This is a genomic window from Subdoligranulum sp. DSM 23681 (assembly GCF_057005535.1).
Genome location: NZ_CM168050.1, coordinates 1,870,988 through 1,894,202 on the forward strand (window position 1 = coordinate 1,870,988; position 23,215 = coordinate 1,894,202).

Sequence of the window (23,215 nt, forward strand, 5' to 3'; positions counted from 1 at the left end):
TAAATTTCCGAATTAATTTAGATGCTATGAAAGGTAGTTATTAGTTGCTCAATTCTTTTTCTTTGCCATTTGTTTCGCCTGTAATTCTTCAATTTTTTTAATATAGGCATCTGCTTTATGTGCATAAGTCGGCTTCTGTTTCTTTAGCTTTGTCACAAAGGCAAGAGCATCATCATACCTCTTAGCTTTAATATATAAATCCGGCAATTCAAAGTGCCAGCCTGCACCCTCGAATTTTAGTCCACCGTTTTTCCAAAGGCTTTCCCAAAAAGCAATATATGTATCTATATCTCTATCTTCATTGAATCTTTCTTTTGCTTTTTGGACAGCCTCAATCTGTTGATCTTGAGTTTTTAATACCCTGTATCCCTCCGGATCGATCTTTTTCAAATCCTTCATAAAAGCGTCATTTCTGTATGCTATTTCTTTGTTTATTTTGTGTTCTTGCTCATCTACGATTTTTTTCCAATTAGACTTATCGCCAGAACCAAGAAGTTTATTAATACTCCAAACATTAAATGTCAATCCAAATCGAGGATCTTCGGTTGTTTTATTAGGAGCTTTATGCATATAGGGAACATATGCGTTTTCACTTAATTCCTTTGCTCCAGTTTCAGTCAATCTGTATTTTGGCCGAACACCTGCTGCAAGTAGCGTTTCTTCCGATATTGTGCCAGATACACGAGCTACCAACTCCGCTTTCTTTCCAGTGGTAGACTCTCCATGCTTTATAAGCAGATCTTTCAGCTGAGAAACTGTTAAATCATTTACGGATTCTTTGACAGAACCAAACGCAATATAGCCACGTTCTTCCAAATTTTTAAGGACTACATCCACATTACGGATACCATATTCGGACCACCAGAATCCTGGATATCCGTTTTTGGGGCCAGGATAAGCACCTTTAGAACAGTACTCCAACAGCAAAATTTCTGCCGGATAGAGTCCTCCGGCAGAGGGGATTGCTGTTTTCTTTCGCTCTTCAAACGATATGACTTTCTTTTCAAAGGAAGTACCTTCCGCTATATCCTCCGTGTAATATTCTTCTGGTTGGTAATCCCTATTTTTCGTTTGGGGTATTATGCCTTCTTGTTGTTTTTGGTCTGTATTGCTTGTAAAGCCTTTCCTTTTTTTGAATAAATCAAACAATCCCATACTATTCTCCTCGATAATAATAAGTCATCTATGTCATAATTTTCGGCTTCGTCTGTCTACTTAACTCTGCTCTTGTGTGTACACACATAATTATACGAGAATACGCTATATTTTTCAAGATTGGTTTTCAAGTTCACCAGAGCAAAGCGTAATTTTTTATTGGCACCGCTATAGTAAAACAAGAGTTGCCCCGCTGAATGGCAGGGCAACTCTTACTCGTTGGCAACAATAAATCAAGGCGTTGGTATCCGTAACTTTTTTGAGGTAGACAGCAGGATCACCGTTAAGGATTAAATCGGTATATACAGCTAAATCGCCCGTTGTTTCGATTTCGCTTGCTCACCCGATGTTCTTGTTCCCAAATGCTTATATTAGAATATCAAAATAGATAGGACAAGTATGCCCATTTTTAGCCGCTCGGTTTCTGGCAATGCCGGAACCGGGCGGCTTTTTGCTTTTCCCCCTCTCCACACCTCTCCCCCTAGTATAAATTTACCGGCTGGGAAGAAAAGTTATCTACCAGCCGTTTACATAGATCCGCAAATTTTAACGAAAAACAAAAGTGAGGCAAAAACCATGAACATTGGCATCGATCACGGCTATTATGCTATCAAGACGCGGCACTGCTCTTTCCCAGCCGGTCTTACAGCCTACGGCAGCCACGAACCTTACACCCGCCAGGAGAAAAGTGCAAGCTAAAAGGAAAATGCGAAGATAGCCCTCATTCCTCCTAAAGCAACATAAGTGACCGCATGTTTGTGCATTACTATGCTTTGGTAACGGCTTTTGTTGACACCAACTGTACAGAATGATATATTTAGTTATATATGAGTCCTGCAAACAAAAGTCAATAGATGAAATAAAAAAAGTCCCGCAAATTTTGCGAGGCTAAAAAAGGTACAACAAACCAGACCGGAGAGAAAGCATCTCGCCAGCCGGAAAGAAATTCGGTTGTTAAAGATTACGATTGCTTAGCAGGTTCTGTATCAAAAGCCTCCAGGCATTCTTTCACGCGGGCGTAGTAGATGCGCAGGAACTTGTTCTGAGCGGCAGTCATGTAGACAAAGTAGGGCTTGCCCTCTGCGCGTTTCTTATCAAGGAACTGGTACACCGGCTCATCCGCTGGAGACTTTTTCAGGTATGTGCAGATGATTTGGTAGAGTGTTTTACGCAAATGTGGTGAGCCTCGCTTTGTGGTGGGAACGCTCTTTGCGCTGTGCTTGCCGGATTCATCCACGCCGGGATCAACACCTGCAAAGCCCACGATGGAGCTGCGGCGCGGGAAACGGCGCACATCTCCAATTTCGGCCATAAGCTGCGCGGCAGTTATTTTCCCAACGCCGTACATGGCGCACACGGTTTCGTATTCTGGAAGTTGGGATGCAAGCCGCGTCATTTCCGCCCGCAGAGTGGCCAGCGTGGTCTTTCCCGCCAGAAGTTGTTGAGCAGCCGTGACAATGAGCAGCTTTGTGTTCTCGTTTTTCGGCAGTGTCGTAAAATGGCCACAGCTTCCGGCGTAAATGTCCAGCGCCTTCTCTGCACTGAAATGGTATCCCTTGCGTTTGCACCACTTCTGGTAACGTTCTGTAAACGCCTTTTCGCTGGCACGGCAGATGCAATCGCAATGCCAGAAGGTCATGACAAAATCCACCCATTTCTGGTGGCCGTCAGCACGCTCTGGGCTGGAGAAAAGCTCGTTTACACCGGGAAAGGTCTTGTCGGTCAGCGAAATGAGATTGTTTTGCAGCGACACCACTGTTTTCATGTAGAGATTGTATTGGCGGCTGCACAGCTTCAGTTGTTGTCTAATCGTATCCATGGGAGTATATTCCCGCAGATCCACCCAGTTGTCAAGGCCATACTTTGCAATCTTCAGAGCGTCAGCCTTGTCGGTCTTGACCTTGCGGATGGAGCCGCCGCCGCTCTGCTTGATGAGCAGCGGATTCAGGACGCAGACGTAGATCCCGTACTCATGTAGTGCTGCCGCTACCGGTTCGTGGTAACGGCCTGTGGATTCCATGATGACGCGGGTATCTTCGCCCAATGCGACGATGGCGCCAGCCATCTGCTCCAAACCAACTTCGGTATGGAGAAATTCCTGTGGCAGAAATGCCACTTCACCCATTGGCCGCAGGGCAGCCACCGTGCTTTTCCCTTTGGAAATGTCGATCCCTACTGCGTTCATTTTGCTCCTCCTTCTGATTGGATATGGCTTTCCGCCGTTTACTCATCGCCTGTTCAATCTCCTGGGTGACGCGAACGCACCGCAAATCGGTGGTACAACCTGCGCAAATCGAATGCTGCGAATGAGAGAGGCGGCTGACGGACTCATTTACGGGCGTGTCGGCCCAAGGTGAGCTATGTCAGGCAATTTGCTCTCCCATTCTAACAGCTTCGGCTTTGAGATGGAAAAAGACGCGGCTGGCTGCCGCGCCTTGAACCGTAACTTTATTGTAGGAGGTGATTTATAGTATAGATATTCGCATCAATTTTATAAACACTCTGAGTATATTAGATTTTCTCCACCAAGAGCGTTATAGACACACAATGTATCAGCCAAGGATTCTTATATGATGTCTATTATCTATGCTTTCAAGCGTAATCCACATACTCGTTTTCCTCTTAATATTTCATTAAGCGATGGGAGTGGTGACCTTTGAGTTTATGTGAAAGCATTAAGAGACCGCAAGGAGCAAGCACAAAAATATATTACTTTCTTTGACATAAAACTGCAATATATAAGGAAGGGATTATTGCAATGAAGGTCACCAAGTATTGGCACGCTTATCCCCTAGACGAGAAAGGGCAAATGCTTCTCTATAATGCATTTACCAATGCATTAGCCCGCATCGAACTCGAAAAGTTCCAGCAGTTTATAAGTTTTGCAAAAGCACAAACTCCTATTGATGATTCAGAGTTAAAAAAGCAGCTAACGATAGGAGGATTTTTGCTCGAAGATAATGTTGATGAACTGGCTCTCCTACGCTTGCGTTTACACTCAACCAGATATGATAGCACCTCCTTTGGGTTGACCCTGGCCCCCACTATGGATTGCAATTTCCGGTGTGTTTATTGTTATGAGAGCAAGGTAATTCACCACACCTATATGAGTGTTGAAGTACAAGAAGCAGTGGTGAAACTTCTTGAAGAACGGGCTAAGCATATTCGCAATTTCTCTGTGACATGGTATGGTGGCGAACCTCTACTGGCATTTGAAATAATTCTCCGCCTTTCTAAACGGTTTATTGAAATTTGCGAAAAAAATGATATTACCTACACTGCAGGAATCATCACCAACGGATATCTCCTCACCAGAGAAAAAGCGGAGATGCTAGCAGCTGCAAAGGTCACTTTTTATCAAATCACTATTGATGGTACCAGAGAAAGCCATGACGCATCCCGGCCACTAAAAAATGGCGCAGGAACCTATGATAAGATATTTGACAATTTGGTACAATGTGCGGACTTATTAACCAATGTTTCTATGCGTGTTAATGTGGGCCACAATAATGTACAGGCAGTGGATTCCATTTTTGAAAAATTAGAGGAATCTGGTCTTTCTGACCATGTTGTACCGTATTTGGGAAAAATCACTAATGATAACGGAGATCCAGAGTTAGAGTCTATTTGTTTTACAACTTCAGAATTTGCAAAGCTCGATTTGGAATACACTTTTTCGCACTCATCCCACCTTGACTGGTTCGGAAAATATCCCACTTTAAAAGGCAATTATTGTGGAGCCGATTGTTACCAAGCGATGGTAATTGATCCTGACGGATTTATATACCGGTGCTGGAATGAGATCGGAAATCATTCTTACGCGGTAGCGAACCTCTTGAGGAGCACACCAGACAATTTGTCTCTTTATTTTGATTATATGTTATTTGATCCTACAACTGACCCGCAGTGTTCACACTGTGATGTCTTGCCTTTGTGTATGGGAGGATGTCCTTATTACCGTGTACATGACCGGCAGGAAAATCGGTGTTCAGTTTACCGTACAGAACTGCAAGAGTATTTGATCGCTGTTGCACATAAATTATTAGAAGAAAAGAAATCTGCCGGTTGCTCTGATTGAGAAATAGTATATGGTTCTGCAAAAGCGGAGCAATATATTTTTTCCTTCTACTTGGATTGAACGGCCCATATTCCATGTAGACGGCAGGCATTATTTTTATAGATTAATAATCGATTGTCCAACTGACATCCGTTACTTCCAAATAGGATGATGTCAGCGTGGATCGCTCCTCTATTCTAAGGGAGTGACAATAGATAATGACAATATTACGCGTATGTAAAAAATACTTTCAAAACAATTATGGCAAGCTCATTATTTTCACGGGGCTTGCGATGATTTCTCAACTTTTTGGGTTACTGATGCCATACCTAATCGGTAGCTTTATTGACGGACTAAATCGAAATCAAACACTGGACTTTGTTTTGAAATATTGTTTAGCCTTTCTTGTATTCTCGTTATTGGGGTTACTATTAAATTATATTATCAATCTCCTATATGTTAATTTACAAATGTCGTCGGTCTATCTTTTCAATACAAATCTAGTATTCCATGTCCAACAGGCCCCAATATCATATAGCGAAGGGAAAGATCTCGCCCATCTTAATCAGCAAATTAACACAGATGTAAATGTTTTGATCATGTTTACACTTGGAGTGCTGCAGAATTTTATAGCAAATTTGTTTATACTTCCAATTGTGATATCCGTCTGTGTCATACTAAATTCATTAGTAGCTAGCGTATTACTTGCCTTCTCAGTTCTTTACATTTTTCTCTTCCTAACGACCAAAAAAATGTTATTCCTTTATGACTACACCTGTAAAGAGGCACAAAGCCATTTTTTCGGGCGAATGTACGAGCAATTGGCAAATATCCGTTTTCTGAAAGAGAATAGTGCCGAGAATTTCTTTCGGGAGCGGTTAGACACACCCTATCAGGAGCTCTACAAAGCAACAATAAATAGTCAAAAATTTTTAATGGTGTTTGGAAGCCTAGATAGTGTAATTGGCTTTGCTTTACAAATCGCACTTTTTCTATTGGGTGGTTATAGCATTCTTTCTGGCCGATTCTCTATTGGTCTCTTTGTAATGTTCTCTTCCTATTTTTCTATTGTAATGTCTTGCTTACGTTACTTTTTGAGCTTCGGCAAAGAGTATGAAAGCGCGTCTGTTTCGCTCAAGCGTTTACTAGATATACAATACGTTCCAGAGGAAAAGACTGGAGCAATCAAAATCAACGAATGTCAAACAATCAAGGTACAACACCTGACATTTCGGTATAGCGAAACAGATCAGGAGGTTTTTCAAGATATTTGTTGCACTTTTTCAAAGGGAAAGACATCATGCCTTGTTGGGCACAACGGTGCTGGAAAAAGCACATTGATCGGTCTATTGTTGGGCTTATATAATGAGAAATATCCTAAAGGATGTATTTGGTATGATGACTATGACCTTCAAGATTTGGATACCGGTTATCTACGTAAAAATTTGATCTCTGTGGTAGCACAAGCTCCTTACACTTTTGCCGGTACACTTTGGGATAATCTGCTCTTGAAAAATCCTACTTTGGCACAGTATCAGCGCGTTGAGAAGCTGGTAGATATTTTTGACTTGCCCAAAAGTTTATTAGCCAGGGACGTTCCTATTCAAGGACTATCAAATGGAGAACAGCAAAAAATATCTATTATTCGAGCTTTTCTGCGGGATACACCAATCATTATTTTAGATGAACCCACATCGTCTCTGGACACAAAAAGCGGCAAAGCTTTAATGGAATTAATCGATAAGAGCAAAGAAAATAAGATTATCATTTTAGTCTCACATGATTTATCAGTGATTCAACAATGCGATACAGTAGTACATTTTTCGTGACAGTTGTGGACGACTGCGGACAGCCGGTTCTTTTTGATTAATAAATTTCCTAATTCTTGTATGAAGGAGGTTTGATGTATGGAATACCTTATATTACCATCTGCAACACCCGAGCCTTCTGATGGAGGACACTGCTGGATTGTTTGCCATGGCCGTTGTGGTATTGTCATGGGAAGCCCTACCAAAACACCACAACCTACGGCAACACCTAGCCCGACTCCCTCACCAACGCCGAATGCTTCTCCTACGCCACACAGATGCTGGCTGAAATGGCTATTCTAAAATCCAAAAGCATAATCAAACTAGATGTCGGCCTAGACTCTTAGTCCGCACCACAGCTATTACGCTGGTTTGTTGTTTAAGCAAACAGCGCAATAACAGCCGCTTTTCTACTCTTAGATGGGAGAAAGCGGCTGTTTTACATTGGGAAAACAATGGTGAAATCACGCATCATTTTTATGGATGGCTGATTTTTTGAAAGATCATCAGGATTTACAATTAGTTATGGAGAACCGCTACTAACCGCAGTTTAAACATTTTCATAAACAGAAAACTACATGGGACAAGTGCGCCCATTTTTAGCCGCTCGGTTTCTGGCAATGCCGGAACTGAGCGGCTTTTTGTTTTTCCCCCCTCTCCACACCTCTCCCCCTAGTATAAATTTACCGGCTGGGAAGAAAAGTTATCTACCAGCTGTTTACATAGATCCGCAAATCTCAACGAAAAACGAAAGTGAGGCAAAAAACATGAACATTGGCATCGATCACGGCTATTACGCCATCAAGACGCGGCATTGTTCTTTCCCAGCCGGTCTTACAGCCTATGGTAGCCACGAACCTTACACCCGCCAGGGACTCCTTGAGTTCGGCGGGTGTTTTTTTGTTTGCGGAACCGGACGGCAGCCGATCCAGCGCGACAAAACCATCAACGACAACTACTACCTGCTGACACTGGCAGCATTGGCACAGGAAATCCGCAGCCGGGGCGCACCCACCGAGTGTACGGTGCGGATCGCGGCGGGCCTGCCGCTGACCAGCTATGGCCGGGACAAGCCGAAGTTTCGCAGCTATCTGCTTCGTCCTTCCCAGCCGGTTCAGTTCCGTTACGAGGGCGTGGAATACAGCATCACCATCTCGGATGTGCAGTTGTTTCCCCAGGGTTTTGCGGCCCTGATGGCCGAGCCGGACCTGCTGACCGATGAACCGTCGCTGCTGCTCATGGACATCGGCGGCTGGACGGTGGACCTGATGCGGATCGACAATGCCCTGCCGGTAGCGGAAACGGCACACAGCCTGGAACTGGGGATGATCCGCTGCATCGATGAGATCCGGGAGCGCGTCCGTCAGGAAACCGGACTTTCGCTTACCGATGCTCAGATCGAGCAAATCCTGGCAGGCCAGCCCTGCAGCCTGTCGGACGAGGTGCGCAGCATCGTGAACAAACAGGGCCGGCTGTATACCGAGCGATTGTTCTCCGCGGTCATGGAAGCGGGCTTTGACCTACACGCTATGCCGCTGGTCATGCTGGGCGGTGGGGCCTGCATTGTGAACCGCCACGTCAGCCCCAAAGACGGCCTGTGCCGCGTGATTCCGCTGCTGGATGACCGGGTGAACGCCATCGGTTTCGAGCGCGCCTTGGGCCGCGTTCAAGGCACGGTGAGCGAGGGGTGAAGCGTCCGCAATACGTTTTCAGGCCGCAGCTGAGCATCCCGGATCACCGAAAAGCGTGGGCTTATCTTCAGCAGATGCCAGCAAATCAACGCAAGGATTTTCTAGTCAGGGCGATCCTAGCTGAAGAACAGCGGGAAGCATTCAAGCAGATGCTGCGGGAAGTGATCCGGGAAGAACTTGCGCATGGAGTTGTGATCCAGGAGCCTGCAAAACCTACTGCGGAGAAAGAGGTACCCAAACAAACGCTGGATTTTTTGGCGTCCCTCTGCGACTGACCGCTCAATCTCCATTGTTGCTTATGATGTGTTTTGGACACCGTATTCGATGTATTATCGTTGGTTTTAGTGAATAGCTTTCTGCTTGCGTTTGCAGTATGCTTTGCTTAGCCCAAGAGGAAAAGCACAAGAAAGGAGCCATAGCATGAGCAAATTAACGGTAACACTTCCGGATGATCTGCACGCACAGATCCGGCAGGAACTGGAAGAAAAGGGCATCACCACAGGCCAGTTCATCGAGATGGTGGTCACGAAATACTTTACGAAAGACAAGAAAGGAGAAAACGATATGGCAACCAGAACCATCGCATTCCAGGTATCCGAAGAACTCTACCAGCGTATCAAAGACTACCTCAAGCACTATGAGGAAACCTACGGACGGAAGCTGAGCCAGAAAGACTTCATGATCCAGCTTATCGAGGCCGAACTCGATGCTGTTAACGAGGAAGCCGAGGCTGCAGCCGCGCAGGAGCAGGACCCCAGCGCGGAGATACACGACACCGTGGGCGATGAACCTGCGGAAGATCCGGCAGAGTCGGACGATGAAGAGGAACCGGGCCTTGATCAGGAGAACAACGACCCTGATGAGGACAGTGACACCGGCGAGGGGACTTACACCGAGGACGATTCCGATGAAGCCACGGATGGCGAATCGGAATACGGCGAAAGCGGTGATGCCTACACAGAAGAATAACCATAACAGCCAGCCCCGCAGGTCAACAGCCTGCGGGGCATTTTTCATATCTCTATGAAAGGGGGAATGCCTTTGCTTGTGCCCTGAATAACAACACCATCGATCAGAAAGGAGCGGATGCGAAAGACCATTCACTATATCGATATGTTCGCTGGCATGGGCGGCTTCCGGGAGGGGCTGACCAGGGCCGGCAATTTCATTTGCATGGGACACTGCGAGATCGACAAATACGCTGACCGCAGCTACTGTGCCCTGTTTGACACGGAGGGAGAGTGGTCCATTGCCGATGCCCGAAAAGCAGATCCCGAAACAATGCCTGACTTCGAACTGCTCTGCGGAGGATTTCCTTGCCAGGCTTTCAGCCTTGCCGGCAATCGACGAGGGTTTGGAGATCCCCGCGGGACTCTCTTCTTCGAACTGGCCCGACTGGCTGAAGCCCGGAAGCCTCGCTATCTGCTGTTTGAAAACGTACCCGGCCTGCTTTCTCATGACGGCGGACGGACGTTTGCGACGATCCTCCATACGCTGGACAGACTGGGGTATGGTGTGGAATGGCAGGTGCTTAACAGCAAAGATTTCGGCGTTCCCCAGTCCCGCCGCAGGGTGTACCTTGTCGGATATCTTGATGCTCGATGTAGAGGAAAAATACTTCCTTTCACCACAGCAGCAGGAAATGCTCTTGCACAAGTTCGACCAGGTACCCAGGAAGAACGAATCTATTCCCTCAACGAAGTAAGCCGTATCCTGGCTGCACAAGCGGGTAGCTTCGGAGGTCGTACCATTGGTGTGCCCGTCAAGGAGGAAATCTGGAAAGGCCGCAAAATTGCCCACACCCTCACCACTGGATCAACACAAGGGACACCATGCTTTATCGACATGAACCGTGAGCCGGAAATCACCGAGATTGCCAGATGCCTGACGGCAAAACAGACTGGAGGGATTCACAATCACAAGAGGGAGGCCTCCGGCGTTCTGTACAATGGCCGCATCCGCCGCCTGACACCACGGGAGTGCCTGCGTCTGCAGGGCTGGACGGATGACCGCATCGACAAGGTGCTGGCTATTCAAAGCGACAACCAGGTCTACAAACAAGCCGGAAATGGCGTGACGGTCAATGTGGTGGAAGCCATCGGGCGGCGGATGATCGAATTGGAAAGCCAGATTGCACAGAGATAATGAAAGGAGAGAATGGTATCAGAGAAACTACAGGTAATCGAAACACCAATTTTGAGGAAAGCCCTCTTGCAGAAAATGCAAGGGGGCTTTTTGTTTTCCATAAACTGGGAGGTTGGATATGAACCATAAAAAATGGATTCGCCTGGTCTGCACAGTATTGGCACTGCTGCTTTTCGTTACGGGAAGCGGTGTGAGCTTTGCTATGGCAGAACAGCCGGATAAGGAAACAGTGCTGACCGAAGAACAGGCCGCCACACCCGAAACCGCTGAATCCGCAAGACTGAGCCTGACCGTTCTGGACTCGGACTACTCCGGCCCTGAAAACGGCAATATCGATGAGAGCCTGTTCAACACGGAAACCGATCATGCTGAGATTGCAGCCGGTAAGATCGTTCCACTTCTGCTGCAGGTGGATGGACCTGCTCAGGGCAGCAGCGTGACAGTCAAGTTGGATAAGTCGGCCCAATTTTGTGATCCCCGCGGTCAGGAACTGTCTGGACAGGAATGGAAGCGCACGTTCCAGCAGGAAAGCCAGTCCGCCTGGATGCTGTATGTGACGTCAGGTGCTGACTTTACGGTAACGGCTATCTACGAGGATCAGTCCGGCAACCGTGTGACCCGGGCCGCAGACATTGCGAGGAAGGCGGCCCCGACACTGTTCCGGGCTGCCCAGGCGAGATCCACCACGCAGTACCACATTACCGATGTGTCCAAAGTGGGCGGTGAGTGGCTGATTACCTTTGAAGGTGAAAACGAAAGCTACTGTATGGACGAAGGATTGAGTGGCCGTCCCACATCGAGCGTGTACTGGACCTATTACGGTACAACAGACCTGCTGGACAAAGCAGCGGCAGCCGGCTGCACCAGCAAACTGGATGTACAGAGATACGTCTGGGCACATCGGGGAGAGGCAAGCGATTCCGGCAGTGCGTATGTCTATGCGGCTTCGGAACCGGGCTGGCAAAATGTAGTGACGCGGTATGCCCCGCCGGATCTGCCGACAGAACCGGGAGAACCTGAAGAACCGGAACAGCCGGAAGAATACTATGCCAGCTGGGAAGCCCCCTCTCAGTCTGCCGGCGGCAGCTTTGATATGAAGTTCACCGTGAATACGGACAAAGTCGGTCTGGATACGGGTGAGAAAGTGGACGGTGCCAAAATTACCATTACCCCGACAAAGACAAGCGGCAGTGTTGACGGCGGCAGCTGGCAGATGAGTCCTGCTGGGGCGCAGACTATTACCACTTCCGGTCACACAAACGATGACAGCTATCAGAACAACGGTGGCGATGGCACGGTAACCTGGTCGGTGCATTATGATGTCAGCAAGACCAGCACTAGTACACTCAGCGGCCAGGTTGGGCCCTTCGGCAGCCAGGATGAAGCAGATGCAGCGGCAGAAGAAGCCAAGAACGCAGCAGTCTCGCAGCTGCAGAACGAGGCGCAAGGCATGGTGGATGCAGCTATTGCAGCCGCCCGTGCTGAGCTGGCGTCGATTCGTTTCTCCTACGATGAAGTGGAAATCCCGTATGGTTTCGAGGAATTCAATGGCAGTCTTGGCAGCCACCAGACCATCACCGTGCCTGCTGACAGTTCCAACGACTACATTATGAAGAACGATGAGTGGTCACTTCAGATCAACTTGAAAAAGGTGGACAGCGAAACTGGCCAACAGATTGCTGCCGACGCCGCTTACGAGGTCTATGAATGGGACACCGTGACACAGAAGTATATCCCGTATGGTGGGTACAATCAGTACACGGTTATTCGCAATGAGGATGGAACCTACTCTGTGGCAAACGGATCAGCGTATGCTTCCGGTGACCCAATCAAAAGCCGGACAATGTATTACACGCAGCGCAATGAAGGACGATTCCTTATCGTGGAAACTCGTGCGCCCTCCGGATATTATGGCGATTGGACTGATGCGAAACATCCCGGTACTGCAGGCACCCCCTTGGGTAAGCGTGCGTATTCCATTGTCATCACGCAGGACAATGACGGCAGTGTGATCTGGTTGGACAATGCAGATTACAATGCCGACATCGCCTTCGAATACACTGGCGGCACAAAATTGCTGACCTCCGGCGGTGTGGAAACCACTGTGACGATCAGCGATGAAAAGAAGGATGCCACCCGTGTCTATAAGACCGACAGCACCGGCCTCGCAAACAACGAGGACAGCTACACGATGACTCCGAAGGATGGCAACTTCCAGAATGATCGCGTCTTGGGCGAGATTATTCTGACGAAATCAGATCTGGATCAGCTGCGACAGAATGCACCCCGCAGCACCAGCAGCTCTGCAGTATCCGGTACCGCACCCCACGGAGAAGTCAGCATCGAAGGGGCCGTGTACGACCTTTACGCGGCTGAGGATATTCTCCATCCCGATGGCGTGACCGGGGTGGTTGATTACAGCAAGATTGTGGACAGTAGTGGCAAGCCTATCTGGCATACCACTGTGCGTACCAATAGTGGCTGGGATGAGAGTTATCTTCCCATTCTTGCCAAAGACCATCTGGTGGCCAGCGCCGAGATCAAGGATGGAAAGTTGGTGTTCGGAAACCTTTATCTTGGTCGGTATTATCTGGTTGAACGCGCTACCGGTATTGTCCTGCCGGTGGATACCAACAGCAAGTTCTACATCACCGGACAGTATCCGGAACTGAACCGCAAGCTGGAGCCGACCGGCCAGTATGCACCCCTGGAGCAGTCCGATGGTGAGTATACCGACTACGTCTACAAAAATCTGTACTCCGCCGTGGCAGAGGGCCGTGCGCTGGACGGCAGCAAAACGTATGATGGCTACTACCTGAGCTACGCTGAGGGGTACCTCTGCGATGAGGTCAACCACTATCAGACTCTGTCCTATGGTGATGAGTCCGGGTATGTGATCCGTGAGAATGAGCACAGCCTGGATGCCGTGCTGAAGGGCGGTTTCGAGCTGCGCAAGCTGGTGAGCACCACCGGCCCGGGCAGCCCCGCTCCCAAGCTGGAAGGTGCAGGCTTCACCATTTACCGCATCCCCGATCTGAGCAAGGCAGATCAGTTTACCCGCAACCCGGACGGTAGCTACAACATCCAGAGCGTGCTGGACGCCTACCGCAAGGACAATTACGACTCCGAAACTCTGAAGTATGATTTTTCCAGCGAAACTCAGGCCATCACTCGGATGTTCGAAAGCGACACCGATCTGGTGTATGCCTACAATGCTACCCTGACAGAAGCAGGCGACAATGCCAACGGGAGCGGTCTCGGCTGGATTCCCACCGGCACGACCAATGAGTACCGTCTCGATGAGATCTTTACCAACGAGGAAGGTGTGTTCCGAGTGACTGGCCTTCCCTATGGGCAGTATCTTGTCGTGGAGTCCACCATCCCGAAAGACGTGTTCCAATGTGATCCCTTTGGCTTTACGGTGGACAGCACTACTCCGCAGAGCGTCATGTGCCAGCCCAACGGAAGTGTGACCGAGCCCAGCAACAGCTACCTGACTTATAACATCCTCGATGAGGAGATGGAAGGTTATCTGAAACTGATCAAGGTGGATGCCGAGACCGGCAAGGCAGTCAAGCTGGCCAACACCTCTTTCGCCATCTATATGCTGCATGAGGATGGAACCAAAGAGCGCCTGTCCATGGTTGATCCCAGCAGCGGTGATCCGACCGAGAAAACCAACGTGTTCTATACCGACAGCGAGGGCCGCATGAAAACCCCCGAAAAACTGCCCCTGGGCCGATATGAGGTCGTGGAGCTGGAAGGCCCCAACGGCTTCTTCAACGATGAGCAGTATTCGGTGGAGTTTGAGATCTCTTCCGACTCGGCGTGGGAAGTGGTTGGCAATGCTGTCAACGACATGGATGAGTATATCCTTACCCAGGAGTACATCAACCATGAGACCTTGGGCCGGCTGACAATCCGTAAAACGGGTGAAGTCCTGACCGGCTGGGAAGAAGAAAGCAGCGACCAGGTTGACCCGCAGTATAGCGGAGAGGCGTGGCCCGGCCACTTCGTTTACGAGGATCGGCCCATTCCGTGTGCCGAGTACACCATCACAGCCAATGAGGACATTTTCACGGGGGATCATCAGGTCGACGCCGATGGCAACCGGACCCTTTGGTATGCCAAAGGCGATGTCGTTGCTGTTGTACAGACGGGTGACGGTACCAGCGATATCGTTACATTCGCACCTGGCCGCACCAATTCCACCTATGATTTCCTTTCGATTGTCCACGATGGAACCGTAGGCGAAGTGACAGTGACGCTACCTCTTGGCAGTTACCACATTGAGGAAACCAATGCGCCGTATGGTTATGTTGGCACCAAACAGAGTTATGATGTGACCTTCGTTTGGGACAAGCAGACCAATGACGTAGTCATGGCTCAGAGCATTACCTCTACCGATGAGGAAGGCAATGCATCCACGGATACCTTTGAGGTTGTCAACGCGGATGAGGCTACCTCCGAACAGGTAGAGGCGCAGGTCCTCAAGTTCTACAACGAGAGGGCCAAAACGGAGCTCACCGTCTGCAAGCGGGACGTCAAAACGGATGCGCTGGTTGCCGGTGCTGTCTACAACCTGTATACGGTGGATGATATCTACAATGGCTCTGGCGAGCTGCTGTTCCATGCAGGGGATCTGATCGCAACCTCGGCTCCTACCGACTCCGAAGGGCGCACCACGTTCACCTGTGATCTGCCGCTGCGGGGGTTCTACTATGGCATGAGCAACGTACAGATCCCCGAAAACACCACCGCAAACAGTGGACGCTATCTGCTTCGTGAGCTGCGCGCACCGGAAGGATACTACCTCGACGCACCCGACCAGGAGCTGGCCTTCATCTATGCAGGCAGCAGCATGCCCGTGGTAAAACTTGAGCAGACCTTCAAGAACGACGCCACTTCCTTCTTCATCAGCAAACAGAAGCTGACTGGAGATGAGGAGTTGCCCGGGGCAACACTTACCATCCAGGACGAGGACGGTACTGTTGTGCGCCAGTGGGTCAGCGGCGACAAGCCCACCGAAATCCGTGGATTGCAGTTTGATAAGATCTACACGCTGGTCGAAACAGCTGCGCCCAACGGGTATGAAGTGGCTGAAAGTATCCGTTTCAAGTTGGTACAGAGCAAGGATGAAAACGGCGATCTGCTCAATGCGGCGGATGTCTATGTCTGCACCGGTAAAGATTGGCTGATTTTCGATCATTGGACATTGATGGAAGACGGCATGGTCATTATGCGCGATGCCCCCAGCCCTGAGACTCCTCCCACACCGGATAATCCGACTCCTACTCCGGAACAGCCTGTCAGTACTCCCGCACCGACGCCGACGCCTGTCACCAGCCTTCCTCAGACCGGAGATATTCCGTGGCTTCCGGCTGTCCTGTTCGGAACAGGGGTGGCGGCAGCCATGGGCTTGGGACTGACTCGGAAGAAGAAACACACTGGAGGACAAGACAGCCAGAGTAAAGAAAAATGATGCACCGCTTTGTAAAGGGGCTCCTGCTTGGAATCCTTTTCATCTGCAGCATAGGATTGCTCTGGTTTCTGGTAATCCAGCCGTTTCTGACGCAGAAAGATGCAGAGGATCTGAAAGCCCAATACATTGTCACTGCGCCGCAGGCTGAATCTGCAGAGAGTGAACAGGATGGCGGGGAAAAGCACCAATTGGATTTTGCATCCTTGCGTTCTCGCTATCCGGATGTTCATGCATGGCTTACCATTCCCGGAACCTGTGTGGACTATCCTGTAGTGCAAAGCAGTGCAGATGATCCTGAATATTACCTTCGGCGGAATTATGATGGACGGTGGAGAATGGCTGGAAGTCTGTTCTTCCAGTATGACTGTACCCCCAAAAGCAAGAATGTCGTGATCTTCGGTCACAACATGAATGATGGGACCATGTTTGGTGTGCTGGAAAAACTGGCCGACCAGAAGTTCCGTGAGCAGCATTCGACGATTCTCTTGGAAACGGAGGATGGAGTACTGGAATACCAGATCGCATCAGTTTTGACAACCGACCTGTCGAGAATCCCTTTTAACCGGACAGCGTTTGCAGATGAACAGGATTACCTCGCTTTTGCCGCCACGATGCTGGAAGGAACAGGGTATGAACCGCAAGCAGCGAAACGCCTGCTGACGCTGGTGACTTGTGCCTACAACTGGGATGGAGCTCGGACAGTCGTTGTCGCTGTAGAGAAATGAATTGCCTGAACGGAGAAAGGATGTGATAGATGGTTGAAAGTGCTGATCGTTGAGCCGGGGCAGTATCCCCGGGAAGCGGAAATCGAAAAGAGTCTGAAAGCGGAACAGGCGGTGGTCGGGGGACTCATAGAATGTGTGTATCCCTGGCAGGACAACGCTTGCATAGTCTGCAATGATGAAGGCAAGCTGGAAGGGCTGCCCCTTAACCGAACGCTGGATGACTATGACGTGATCGCCGGGACCTTCTTTGTGGTTGGGCTCACTGAAGATGATTTCTGCAGTCTGACCGATGAGCAGGTGGAGCGGTACAAAGCCATGTTTTTCAAACCGCAGCTGTTTGTTCCGTATCGCGGCGGTCTGATGCAGGTGCCGTATACCAACCCTGATCTTCCGAATACCCCGGAATCCATCAAGCAGGATTTTGCAATCCGGCACAACCTGCCGGAATTGAGCTTCTGTGCGGTTGAAGGATTCGACCATGTGATGCTCGTCCAGTACGGGAAAGATGGATATTGGGAGATCGATGCTCCCCCGGAAGGCATCGATGCCAAGACGTATGCGGAGCGCCTCAACGCCGCAATGGGTGTTACCAAACAGCAACAAACGGCCATGCTGTATGGTCTGACTGTTGGATGGGATATGCTGGCGCTCCGCTTCCCTGACATTGATGAACAAGGACGCATTATCCGGCCCCGAAAAAACCGGGATAACAAAGAGAGATAAGCCATGACCCAATATGTTTTTAACCAGGCGCGCAGCCCTCCCGGCTGTGCGCCTTTTTGTTTTGCCATAAACACCAATCAACATACAAAGGAGAAATCTATGCGCACTTTTTATTCTGCTGAATCTGTCACCGAAGGCCACCCCGACAAGCTCTGCGATCTCATTGCAGACAACGTCCTGGACGCGTGTCTGACCGGAGATCCCGCCAGCCGCGTCGCCTGTGAGGTCATGGCCACCCGTGGTCACATCATTGTGGCCGGTGAGATTACCACCGAAGCAAACCCCGACGTGTTCAACATTGCCCGGGACGTGCTGCACAGCGTTGGGTACGACCCCAAGAGCTTTCAGATCGACTGCTATCTGCATCCGCAGAGTCCGGATATTGCCGGAGCTGTTGAGGTGCCCGCAGACAGCCCTGAAGATGATGAGGCCATCGGGGCAGGGGACCAGGGTGTCGTCATCGGATACGCCTGCAACGAAACGCCCGAACTGATGCCCATGCCCGTGATCATCGCCCATCGTCTTACCAGTTTGCTGACCCTGGCCCGCATGACCGACGCGGTGCATGGCATCGGCTCCGACGGCAAAGCCATGGTGATTGTGGAGTATGAAGATGACAAACCGCTGCGGGTAGATCAGATCCTGCTGTCGGTCCAGCATGAAGCAGGGGTACATATCGAGGATATCCAGGCCGACATCTTTGCTCAGATCATTCTGCCCGCCCTCAAAGGGATGCCCACCGATGATCGGATGGAAGTCATCCTCAACCCCAGCGGAAGCTTCGTGGTGGGTGGCCCGGAAGCTGACACCGGCCTGACGGGGCGCAAGCTTATGGTGGATGCTTACGGGCCTTTTGTGAGCCAGGGCGGCGGGGCGTTGTCCGGCAAAGACCCCACCAAGATTGATCGGAGCGCTGCGTACATGGCCCGGTACATTGCGAAAAACATTGTGGCCGCCAATATTGCGGACCGGTGCCGTGTGGCCCTGACCTATGCCATCGGCATGGCCAAGCCCATGGCAGTGACGGTGGACACCTTCCAAACGTGTTTTCGCTGCGATGACGAATATCTGGCAGCGGCAGTACGCCATGTGTTCGATCTGACCCCTGCGGGCATGATCGAGACCCTCAATCTGCAGCAGCCGATCTATGCCCGTACTGCCGTCGGCGGGCATTTCGGACGTGAGGATTTTCCCTGGGAGCAGGTGGATAAGAGTAGCCTGCTGATGAGGGCCCTTTCCTGATGCCTGGTGTCAGTAAGGAACAGATCGCCGCCGCCAAAAAGATGACGGCCATTGAATTCTTGCGGCGGTATCGTTCCGCAGATCTGGTCAAGAGCAGCGCCCACGGCGAGTTTGAACTTCGCAGCCATGATAGCTTCAAGATCAACGGAGAGTCCAGCATTTGGCACTGGAAAAGCCGTGGAATCGGAGGCAAGTCTGCCCTGGACTATCTCGTCCATGTGGAACAGTGTGGCTTTGTGGAAGCCGTGCGGATGCTGTGCGATGAGGTACCTGGGTACATCCCTGTCGCCCATGAGGAGGTGGAGCAGAAGCGCCCGGAGTTCTCTCTTCCGCCTGCTGCCCGCAACAACGCCCGGGTTGTGGCGTACCTTTGCGGGCGAGGCATCTCCCCAGTGGTGCTCAGTTACTGTGTGGACCGTGGCCTCGTGTACGAAAGCCTTCCGTATCACAACTGTGTGTTTATCGGCAAGGATGAAAACGGCACGGCCCGGTATGCAGCCCTTCGGGGGACCTACAGCCATGGCCGTCCATTTAAAGCCGAAACGCCGGGCAGCGACAAGCGGTATGGCTTCTGCATTCCGCCGCTGCATCCTTCCACCACAGTGGCAGTATTTGAGGCGGCTATTGATGCCATGGCTGAGATGACTCTCTCGGATAATACCGCAGACAAATACCGCCTCTCGCTGGGCGGCATCTATGCGCCGAAGGAAGAAAATGTGGAGACCAAGACGCCGGTGGCGTTGGTAGAGTTCCTGCGGCAGCACCCGGATGTGGACACCATACAGCTGTGCATGGACAATGATGAGCCGGGCCGCCATGCGGCGCTGGCCATCGCTCGCAATCTCGGCGGCAAGTACAAAGTGTCCCTGTGCCTGCCGCAGATCGAGGGCGGCGACTATGCCGACCTCGCCAAACAAATCAAACAGGCAAGATGTGCCTGTACCAGACATCGCACCGAGTTGGCGCGATGACCATAACGGAGGTGATGCGATTGAGTGAACGCATTTTCAAAATGTACTCTCCGCTGACTGGTGAACTGTACCAGGCCGGAGAGTATGAATACGAGGATTCCGCCGACGAATACAACGGCGAAGAACTGCTGCTTTATGCGGAGGAAATTGAAAAGGCAGTCAAGGCCTACACCGACAACGGTACCGAAGATCTCATGAAATACTTCTATGAGAGCGATTACGTAAAGCAGCACGTTCGAAGTCTGGTCCCCTCGGTGGAGGTCTGGAACGGGCGGCTTTATGGCTGTACCACGGTGCGGGCGGATGAGGATCTTTCGGAACCCGGCTGGGACAAGCTCATGGACTACCTGGCCGGACAGTATTCAGACGGCTGGGGCGAGGGCTTCGAACAGCGTGAAATCGAAACCGAAGATGGCCTGCTGTATGTGCATTTCTGGCAGGACCACGACTTCGACTTCACGGTGGAAGAAGTCACGCCTTCGAAGAAGTACGAGATCACCGACATCGCGCATCCCAAAGATCCCAGCCTGCACCGTATCCGCGCCCTGCAGCGGGTGAGCGAAACCGTTGGCCCCGGCACCCTGGGCGGCTATGTCCAGAGCGAGGAAAATCTGTCCCAGGAAAACGACGATGCCTGGATTTATGGGGATGCGGTCTGCTGTGAGAAAGCATTCGTTTCAGGCAACGCATTTTTGACCGGCCAGGCACGGGTCAGTGGAACGGCACTGGTCGCAGGGACTGCGGAAGTCGGCGGGCAGGCCCGCGTCCGTGATTATGCAGTTGTGACCGGTGGTACGGTGCAGGAATGCGCATTGGTATGTGGGCACGCTGTTGTCCGCAAAAACCCGAGTACGGAGTGCATTCCTATGGTAGAAGGCCACGCCACCGTGATGGGAACTGTGGCCGGTGCGGTTTACCTGGGCGCGGATGCCTTTATCCTGCCGGGAAACACAGTGGATAACCCGACCAACAGTGTCCTGGCCATCAACGGGACCCATGTGCGGCTGTACAGCATTGAGCAGGTCAAGCCGCCGAAAGCACCTGAACGCTGAGTTACAGAAAGGATGATGCCTTTGACGAATACCCTCCAGCAAAACACGTTGTTTTCTTCCAACGATTTTTCTCTGCCCGCACCGGAACGGGTCAGCGGCAACAACTGGACGATCCTGCATGGCGATGTCATGCACATTGTTCCGCACATGACCAGAGCCGTCTTTGATGCCGTTATTACCGATCCGCCCTATGCCAGCGGCGGTGCCAACCAGACAGCCAAGAACCGCTCGACCACCGAGAAGTACAGCAGCCTGCGTGGCGGCAAGGCTCTGCCGGATTTCGACAGCGACCAGATGGATCAACGCAGCTGGACCCGGTGGACTTGCGAATGGCTTCAGATGGTGCGCGCTGCCTGCAAGCCCGGCGCGCCCATCTGTCTGTTCATCGACTGGCGGCAGCTGCCCTCCATGACCGATGCCCTGCAGTGGGCCGGGTGGATCTGGCGCGGAATCGCAGTGTGGGATAAGCCGTCCAGCCGCCCGCAGCGGGGGCGGTTCCGCCAGCAGGCCGAGTTTATCGTTTGGGGTTCCAACGGCAAGATGCCGCTGGAGCGCAATGTGGGTTGTTTGCCGGGGGTATTCCGTCAGGCCAACCCCGCCAACCGCATTCATGTGACCGAAAAGCCCCTGCAACTCATGCGGGACGTGGTGCAGATCTGTGAACCGGGAGGTCGAATCCTCGACCCGTTTGCCGGTTCTGGTACCACCATTCTGGCTGCGGTCCAGGAAGGCTATGAAGCGGTAGGCGTCGAGCTCTCCGCCACCTACTTCCAGCTTGGTACCCAGCGTGTGAAGCAGGCGCTCGAATCCCAAAAGTGAATCATGCTATGATTCACTTTTTCTGAACGTAACATAAACCGACAGCGGAGTGAATCATAGCATGATTCACTCCGCCTCATTTTTGGAAGGAGAACTGATATGAAACGTCCCTGGGCCTATGTGTGTGCCACCAATGACACCAATTCCAAGACTTTGCGCGGCTATTGCCGCACGATTTTTCAGTGCGGGTATGTGCCGGTCTGTCCTCGTTTGCAGGACGGGCAGTTCATTGTGCTGGAAAACCCTGATGAACGCCATGCTTTCAACGAAATTGTGCGGGACAAACTGCTCCGCTGCACAGTGTTGGTGGTTTGCGGCAAGCATTCGGATGCGACTACCAACGCGGAAGTGGGCCTTGCCAAGAAATACAGCAAGGTCCTCACCACGTTGGATGGCGTTTTGCAGGCCGCCGAAAAGGGAGAACTTCTCACCGACTGAAAGGGGAGGGGAACGACCTCTCACCTGCTGGCAGACGGTTTTGCTAGCATAGCGTTTGGATATCCAAACGCAGGTCCTTGGGGCGTACCCCAAACCCCCGACGGCCTGCAAGCGCAGCGCCGTTAAAATACAGAAAGAACACCGGAGGTGTACAAATGGAAAACGACAACGTAATGCTGCAGGAGTATCTCATCCACCTACTGGACGGAACCATCATCCGTTATTGTGAGGATTATGAGACGCCCAACGACAAAAGTATTGTCACTCGAATCAGAAAAGCTGAACCGACCAATGTGTTTTCGATTGGTGACCCGTTTAGTGGGTACAAGTATGTCCCCAAATCCAGCATACTGTATCTTGAAACTGGCGACGTAGTCGAAGAGGCCCCCGTGAGAAGGCTACTCCGGGAGTTGGCCTGTTAACGGTGCTTTGCATGAACGGAATCAGCAACGCCATATATTGATTATCTTGGAAAAGGAACAGGTGAAAACCATGAGTGGATTTGAGATGCGAGCACAATTTTACCCACTGGTGACCGACTTGGAACGGCTGAAAGAAGAAGCAGCGGAGGGCGTACCGTACCCCTTCATTACGGAAGAGGTGCTGGAGCTCTCGCCCAAAAACTACCGGCAGTTCTGCAGTGCCCTGGGACAGCGGTACGCCTTCGAAACTGACATCCCAAAGGATGGGTACGATACGGTGTACGGGGCTTTCCATTGTTCTCTGGTCACCACCGCATCTGAAAAAGAAGCAATCCTCCTGACCAGGGTGGCCGGGCAGATGTTCGGTGCCTATCTGCCGGACAAGGCACTTCTCGATCTCGTGGATGTGCCGAAGAAGCAGGTGACATTGGAACCCTGTATGTGTTCGGCGGGAAAAAACGAGCAGGTGATGTCTGTTCGTTGAT

At 50.9% G+C, this 23,215-nt stretch carries 19 protein-coding genes; 17 read left to right on the forward strand and 2 right to left on the reverse strand.

Annotated features, from left to right (window positions below):
- Positions 1-48: 48 nt before the first annotated feature.
- Complete coding sequence (locus tag AC127K_RS08570) at positions 49-1,155, reverse strand: SAP domain-containing protein (protein ID WP_483720236.1); 1,107 nt, start codon at positions 1,153-1,155, stop codon at positions 49-51.
- Positions 1,156-1,554: 399 nt separating this feature from the next.
- Here AC127K_RS08570 and AC127K_RS08575 point away from each other — a divergent pair, with 399 nt between their 5' ends.
- Entirely contained in the window at positions 1,555-1,854 is a 300-nt protein-coding gene (locus AC127K_RS08575; protein WP_483720237.1) for a hypothetical protein, read from the forward strand.
- Positions 1,855-2,116: 262 nt separating this feature from the next.
- Here AC127K_RS08575 and AC127K_RS08580 read toward each other — a convergent pair whose 3' ends face one another.
- On the reverse strand, positions 2,117-3,340 hold the full coding sequence (locus AC127K_RS08580) for an IS110 family RNA-guided transposase (protein WP_087185407.1): 1,224 nt from the start codon (positions 3,338-3,340) through the stop codon (positions 2,117-2,119).
- A 573-nt stretch (positions 3,341-3,913) separates the two neighbouring features.
- On the opposite strand from AC127K_RS08580, the gene AC127K_RS08585 reads away from it, so the two are divergent.
- The 16 genes from AC127K_RS08585 to AC127K_RS08660 all read left to right on the forward strand — a co-directional run bounded on the left by AC127K_RS08585 (position 3,914) and on the right by AC127K_RS08660 (position 23,214).
- Positions 3,914-5,233 (forward strand): radical SAM protein, encoded by a 1,320-nt coding sequence (locus tag AC127K_RS08585; RefSeq protein WP_483720238.1) that lies wholly within the window; start codon positions 3,914-3,916, stop codon positions 5,231-5,233.
- Positions 5,234-5,430: 197 nt separating this feature from the next.
- Complete coding sequence (locus tag AC127K_RS08590) at positions 5,431-7,041, forward strand: ABC transporter transmembrane domain-containing protein (RefSeq protein ID WP_204646460.1); 1,611 nt, start codon at positions 5,431-5,433, stop codon at positions 7,039-7,041.
- 746 nt (positions 7,042-7,787) lie between these two features.
- On the forward strand, positions 7,788-8,711 hold the full coding sequence (locus AC127K_RS08595) for a ParM/StbA family protein (RefSeq protein WP_204646462.1): 924 nt from the start codon (positions 7,788-7,790) through the stop codon (positions 8,709-8,711).
- A complete protein-coding gene (locus AC127K_RS08600) occupies positions 8,708-8,986 on the forward strand; it encodes a hypothetical protein (protein ID WP_204646464.1) in 279 nt (92 codons plus the stop codon). Before AC127K_RS08595 ends, AC127K_RS08600 begins: the two co-directional genes overlap by 4 nt.
- 145 nt (positions 8,987-9,131) lie before the next feature.
- The gene (locus AC127K_RS08605) at positions 9,132-9,680 is read left to right on the forward strand and encodes a translation initiation factor 2 (RefSeq protein ID WP_204646472.1); all 549 of its coding nucleotides are present in this window, start codon (positions 9,132-9,134) and stop codon (positions 9,678-9,680) included.
- A gap of 117 nt (positions 9,681-9,797) precedes the next feature.
- A complete protein-coding gene (gene dcm, locus AC127K_RS08610) occupies positions 9,798-10,856 on the forward strand; it encodes a DNA (cytosine-5-)-methyltransferase (protein WP_483720240.1) in 1,059 nt (352 codons plus the stop codon).
- Between the two features lie 118 nt (positions 10,857-10,974).
- On the forward strand, positions 10,975-16,338 hold the full coding sequence (locus tag AC127K_RS08615; RefSeq protein WP_483720241.1) for a SpaA isopeptide-forming pilin-related protein: 5,364 nt from the start codon (positions 10,975-10,977) through the stop codon (positions 16,336-16,338).
- A complete protein-coding gene (locus AC127K_RS08620; protein ID WP_204646480.1) occupies positions 16,335-17,063 on the forward strand; it encodes a class B sortase in 729 nt (242 codons plus the stop codon). The genes AC127K_RS08615 and AC127K_RS08620 overlap by 4 nt, the downstream gene beginning before the upstream one ends.
- A gap of 39 nt (positions 17,064-17,102) precedes the next feature.
- Entirely contained in the window at positions 17,103-17,786 is a 684-nt protein-coding gene (locus AC127K_RS08625; RefSeq protein ID WP_483722184.1) for a DUF3846 domain-containing protein, read from the forward strand.
- Positions 17,787-17,885: 99 nt separating this feature from the next.
- The gene (gene metK / locus AC127K_RS08630) at positions 17,886-19,028 is read left to right on the forward strand and encodes a methionine adenosyltransferase (protein ID WP_483720242.1); all 1,143 of its coding nucleotides are present in this window, start codon (positions 17,886-17,888) and stop codon (positions 19,026-19,028) included.
- A complete protein-coding gene (locus tag AC127K_RS08635) occupies positions 19,028-19,999 on the forward strand; it encodes a DUF3991 domain-containing protein (protein ID WP_483720243.1) in 972 nt (323 codons plus the stop codon). The genes metK and AC127K_RS08635 overlap by 1 nt, the downstream gene beginning before the upstream one ends.
- A gap of 20 nt (positions 20,000-20,019) precedes the next feature.
- Entirely contained in the window at positions 20,020-21,051 is a 1,032-nt protein-coding gene (locus AC127K_RS08640; protein ID WP_483720244.1) for a hypothetical protein, read from the forward strand.
- A gap of 12 nt (positions 21,052-21,063) precedes the next feature.
- Positions 21,064-21,870: a DNA-methyltransferase gene (locus AC127K_RS08645; RefSeq protein ID WP_483720245.1), complete on the forward strand. Its 807-nt coding sequence runs from the start codon at positions 21,064-21,066 to the stop codon at positions 21,868-21,870.
- 99 nt (positions 21,871-21,969) lie between these two features.
- The gene (locus AC127K_RS08650) at positions 21,970-22,308 is read left to right on the forward strand and encodes a DUF7768 domain-containing protein (RefSeq protein ID WP_204646491.1); all 339 of its coding nucleotides are present in this window, start codon (positions 21,970-21,972) and stop codon (positions 22,306-22,308) included.
- 155 nt (positions 22,309-22,463) lie between these two features.
- A complete protein-coding gene (locus tag AC127K_RS08655; RefSeq protein ID WP_483720246.1) occupies positions 22,464-22,730 on the forward strand; it encodes a hypothetical protein in 267 nt (88 codons plus the stop codon).
- Positions 22,731-22,800: 70 nt separating this feature from the next.
- On the forward strand, positions 22,801-23,214 hold the full coding sequence (locus AC127K_RS08660) for a hypothetical protein (RefSeq protein ID WP_483720247.1): 414 nt from the start codon (positions 22,801-22,803) through the stop codon (positions 23,212-23,214).
- Position 23,215 lies beyond the last annotated feature (1 nt).

Coding starts and splice junctions, on each gene's coding strand:
- AC127K_RS08570 (WP_483720236.1), bottom strand. CDS start 1,155: ATGGGATTGTTTGATTTATTCAAAAAAAGGAAAGGCTTTACAAGCAAT.
- AC127K_RS08575 (WP_483720237.1), top strand. CDS start 1,555: ATGCCCATTTTTAGCCGCTCGGTTTCTGGCAATGCCGGAACCGGGCGG.
- AC127K_RS08580 (WP_087185407.1), bottom strand. CDS start 3,340: ATGAACGCAGTAGGGATCGACATTTCCAAAGGGAAAAGCACGGTGGCT.
- AC127K_RS08585 (WP_483720238.1), top strand. CDS start 3,914: ATGAAGGTCACCAAGTATTGGCACGCTTATCCCCTAGACGAGAAAGGG.
- AC127K_RS08590 (WP_204646460.1), top strand. CDS start 5,431: ATGACAATATTACGCGTATGTAAAAAATACTTTCAAAACAATTATGGC.
- AC127K_RS08595 (WP_204646462.1), top strand. CDS start 7,788: ATGAACATTGGCATCGATCACGGCTATTACGCCATCAAGACGCGGCAT.
- AC127K_RS08605 (WP_204646472.1), top strand. CDS start 9,132: ATGAGCAAATTAACGGTAACACTTCCGGATGATCTGCACGCACAGATC.
- dcm (WP_483720240.1), top strand. CDS start 9,798: ATGCGAAAGACCATTCACTATATCGATATGTTCGCTGGCATGGGCGGC.
- AC127K_RS08615 (WP_483720241.1), top strand. CDS start 10,975: ATGAACCATAAAAAATGGATTCGCCTGGTCTGCACAGTATTGGCACTG.
- AC127K_RS08620 (WP_204646480.1), top strand. CDS start 16,335: ATGATGCACCGCTTTGTAAAGGGGCTCCTGCTTGGAATCCTTTTCATC.
- metK (WP_483720242.1), top strand. CDS start 17,886: ATGCGCACTTTTTATTCTGCTGAATCTGTCACCGAAGGCCACCCCGAC.
- AC127K_RS08635 (WP_483720243.1), top strand. CDS start 19,028: ATGCCTGGTGTCAGTAAGGAACAGATCGCCGCCGCCAAAAAGATGACG.
- AC127K_RS08645 (WP_483720245.1), top strand. CDS start 21,064: ATGATGCCTTTGACGAATACCCTCCAGCAAAACACGTTGTTTTCTTCC.
- AC127K_RS08650 (WP_204646491.1), top strand. CDS start 21,970: ATGAAACGTCCCTGGGCCTATGTGTGTGCCACCAATGACACCAATTCC.
- AC127K_RS08655 (WP_483720246.1), top strand. CDS start 22,464: ATGGAAAACGACAACGTAATGCTGCAGGAGTATCTCATCCACCTACTG.
- AC127K_RS08660 (WP_483720247.1), top strand. CDS start 22,801: ATGAGTGGATTTGAGATGCGAGCACAATTTTACCCACTGGTGACCGAC.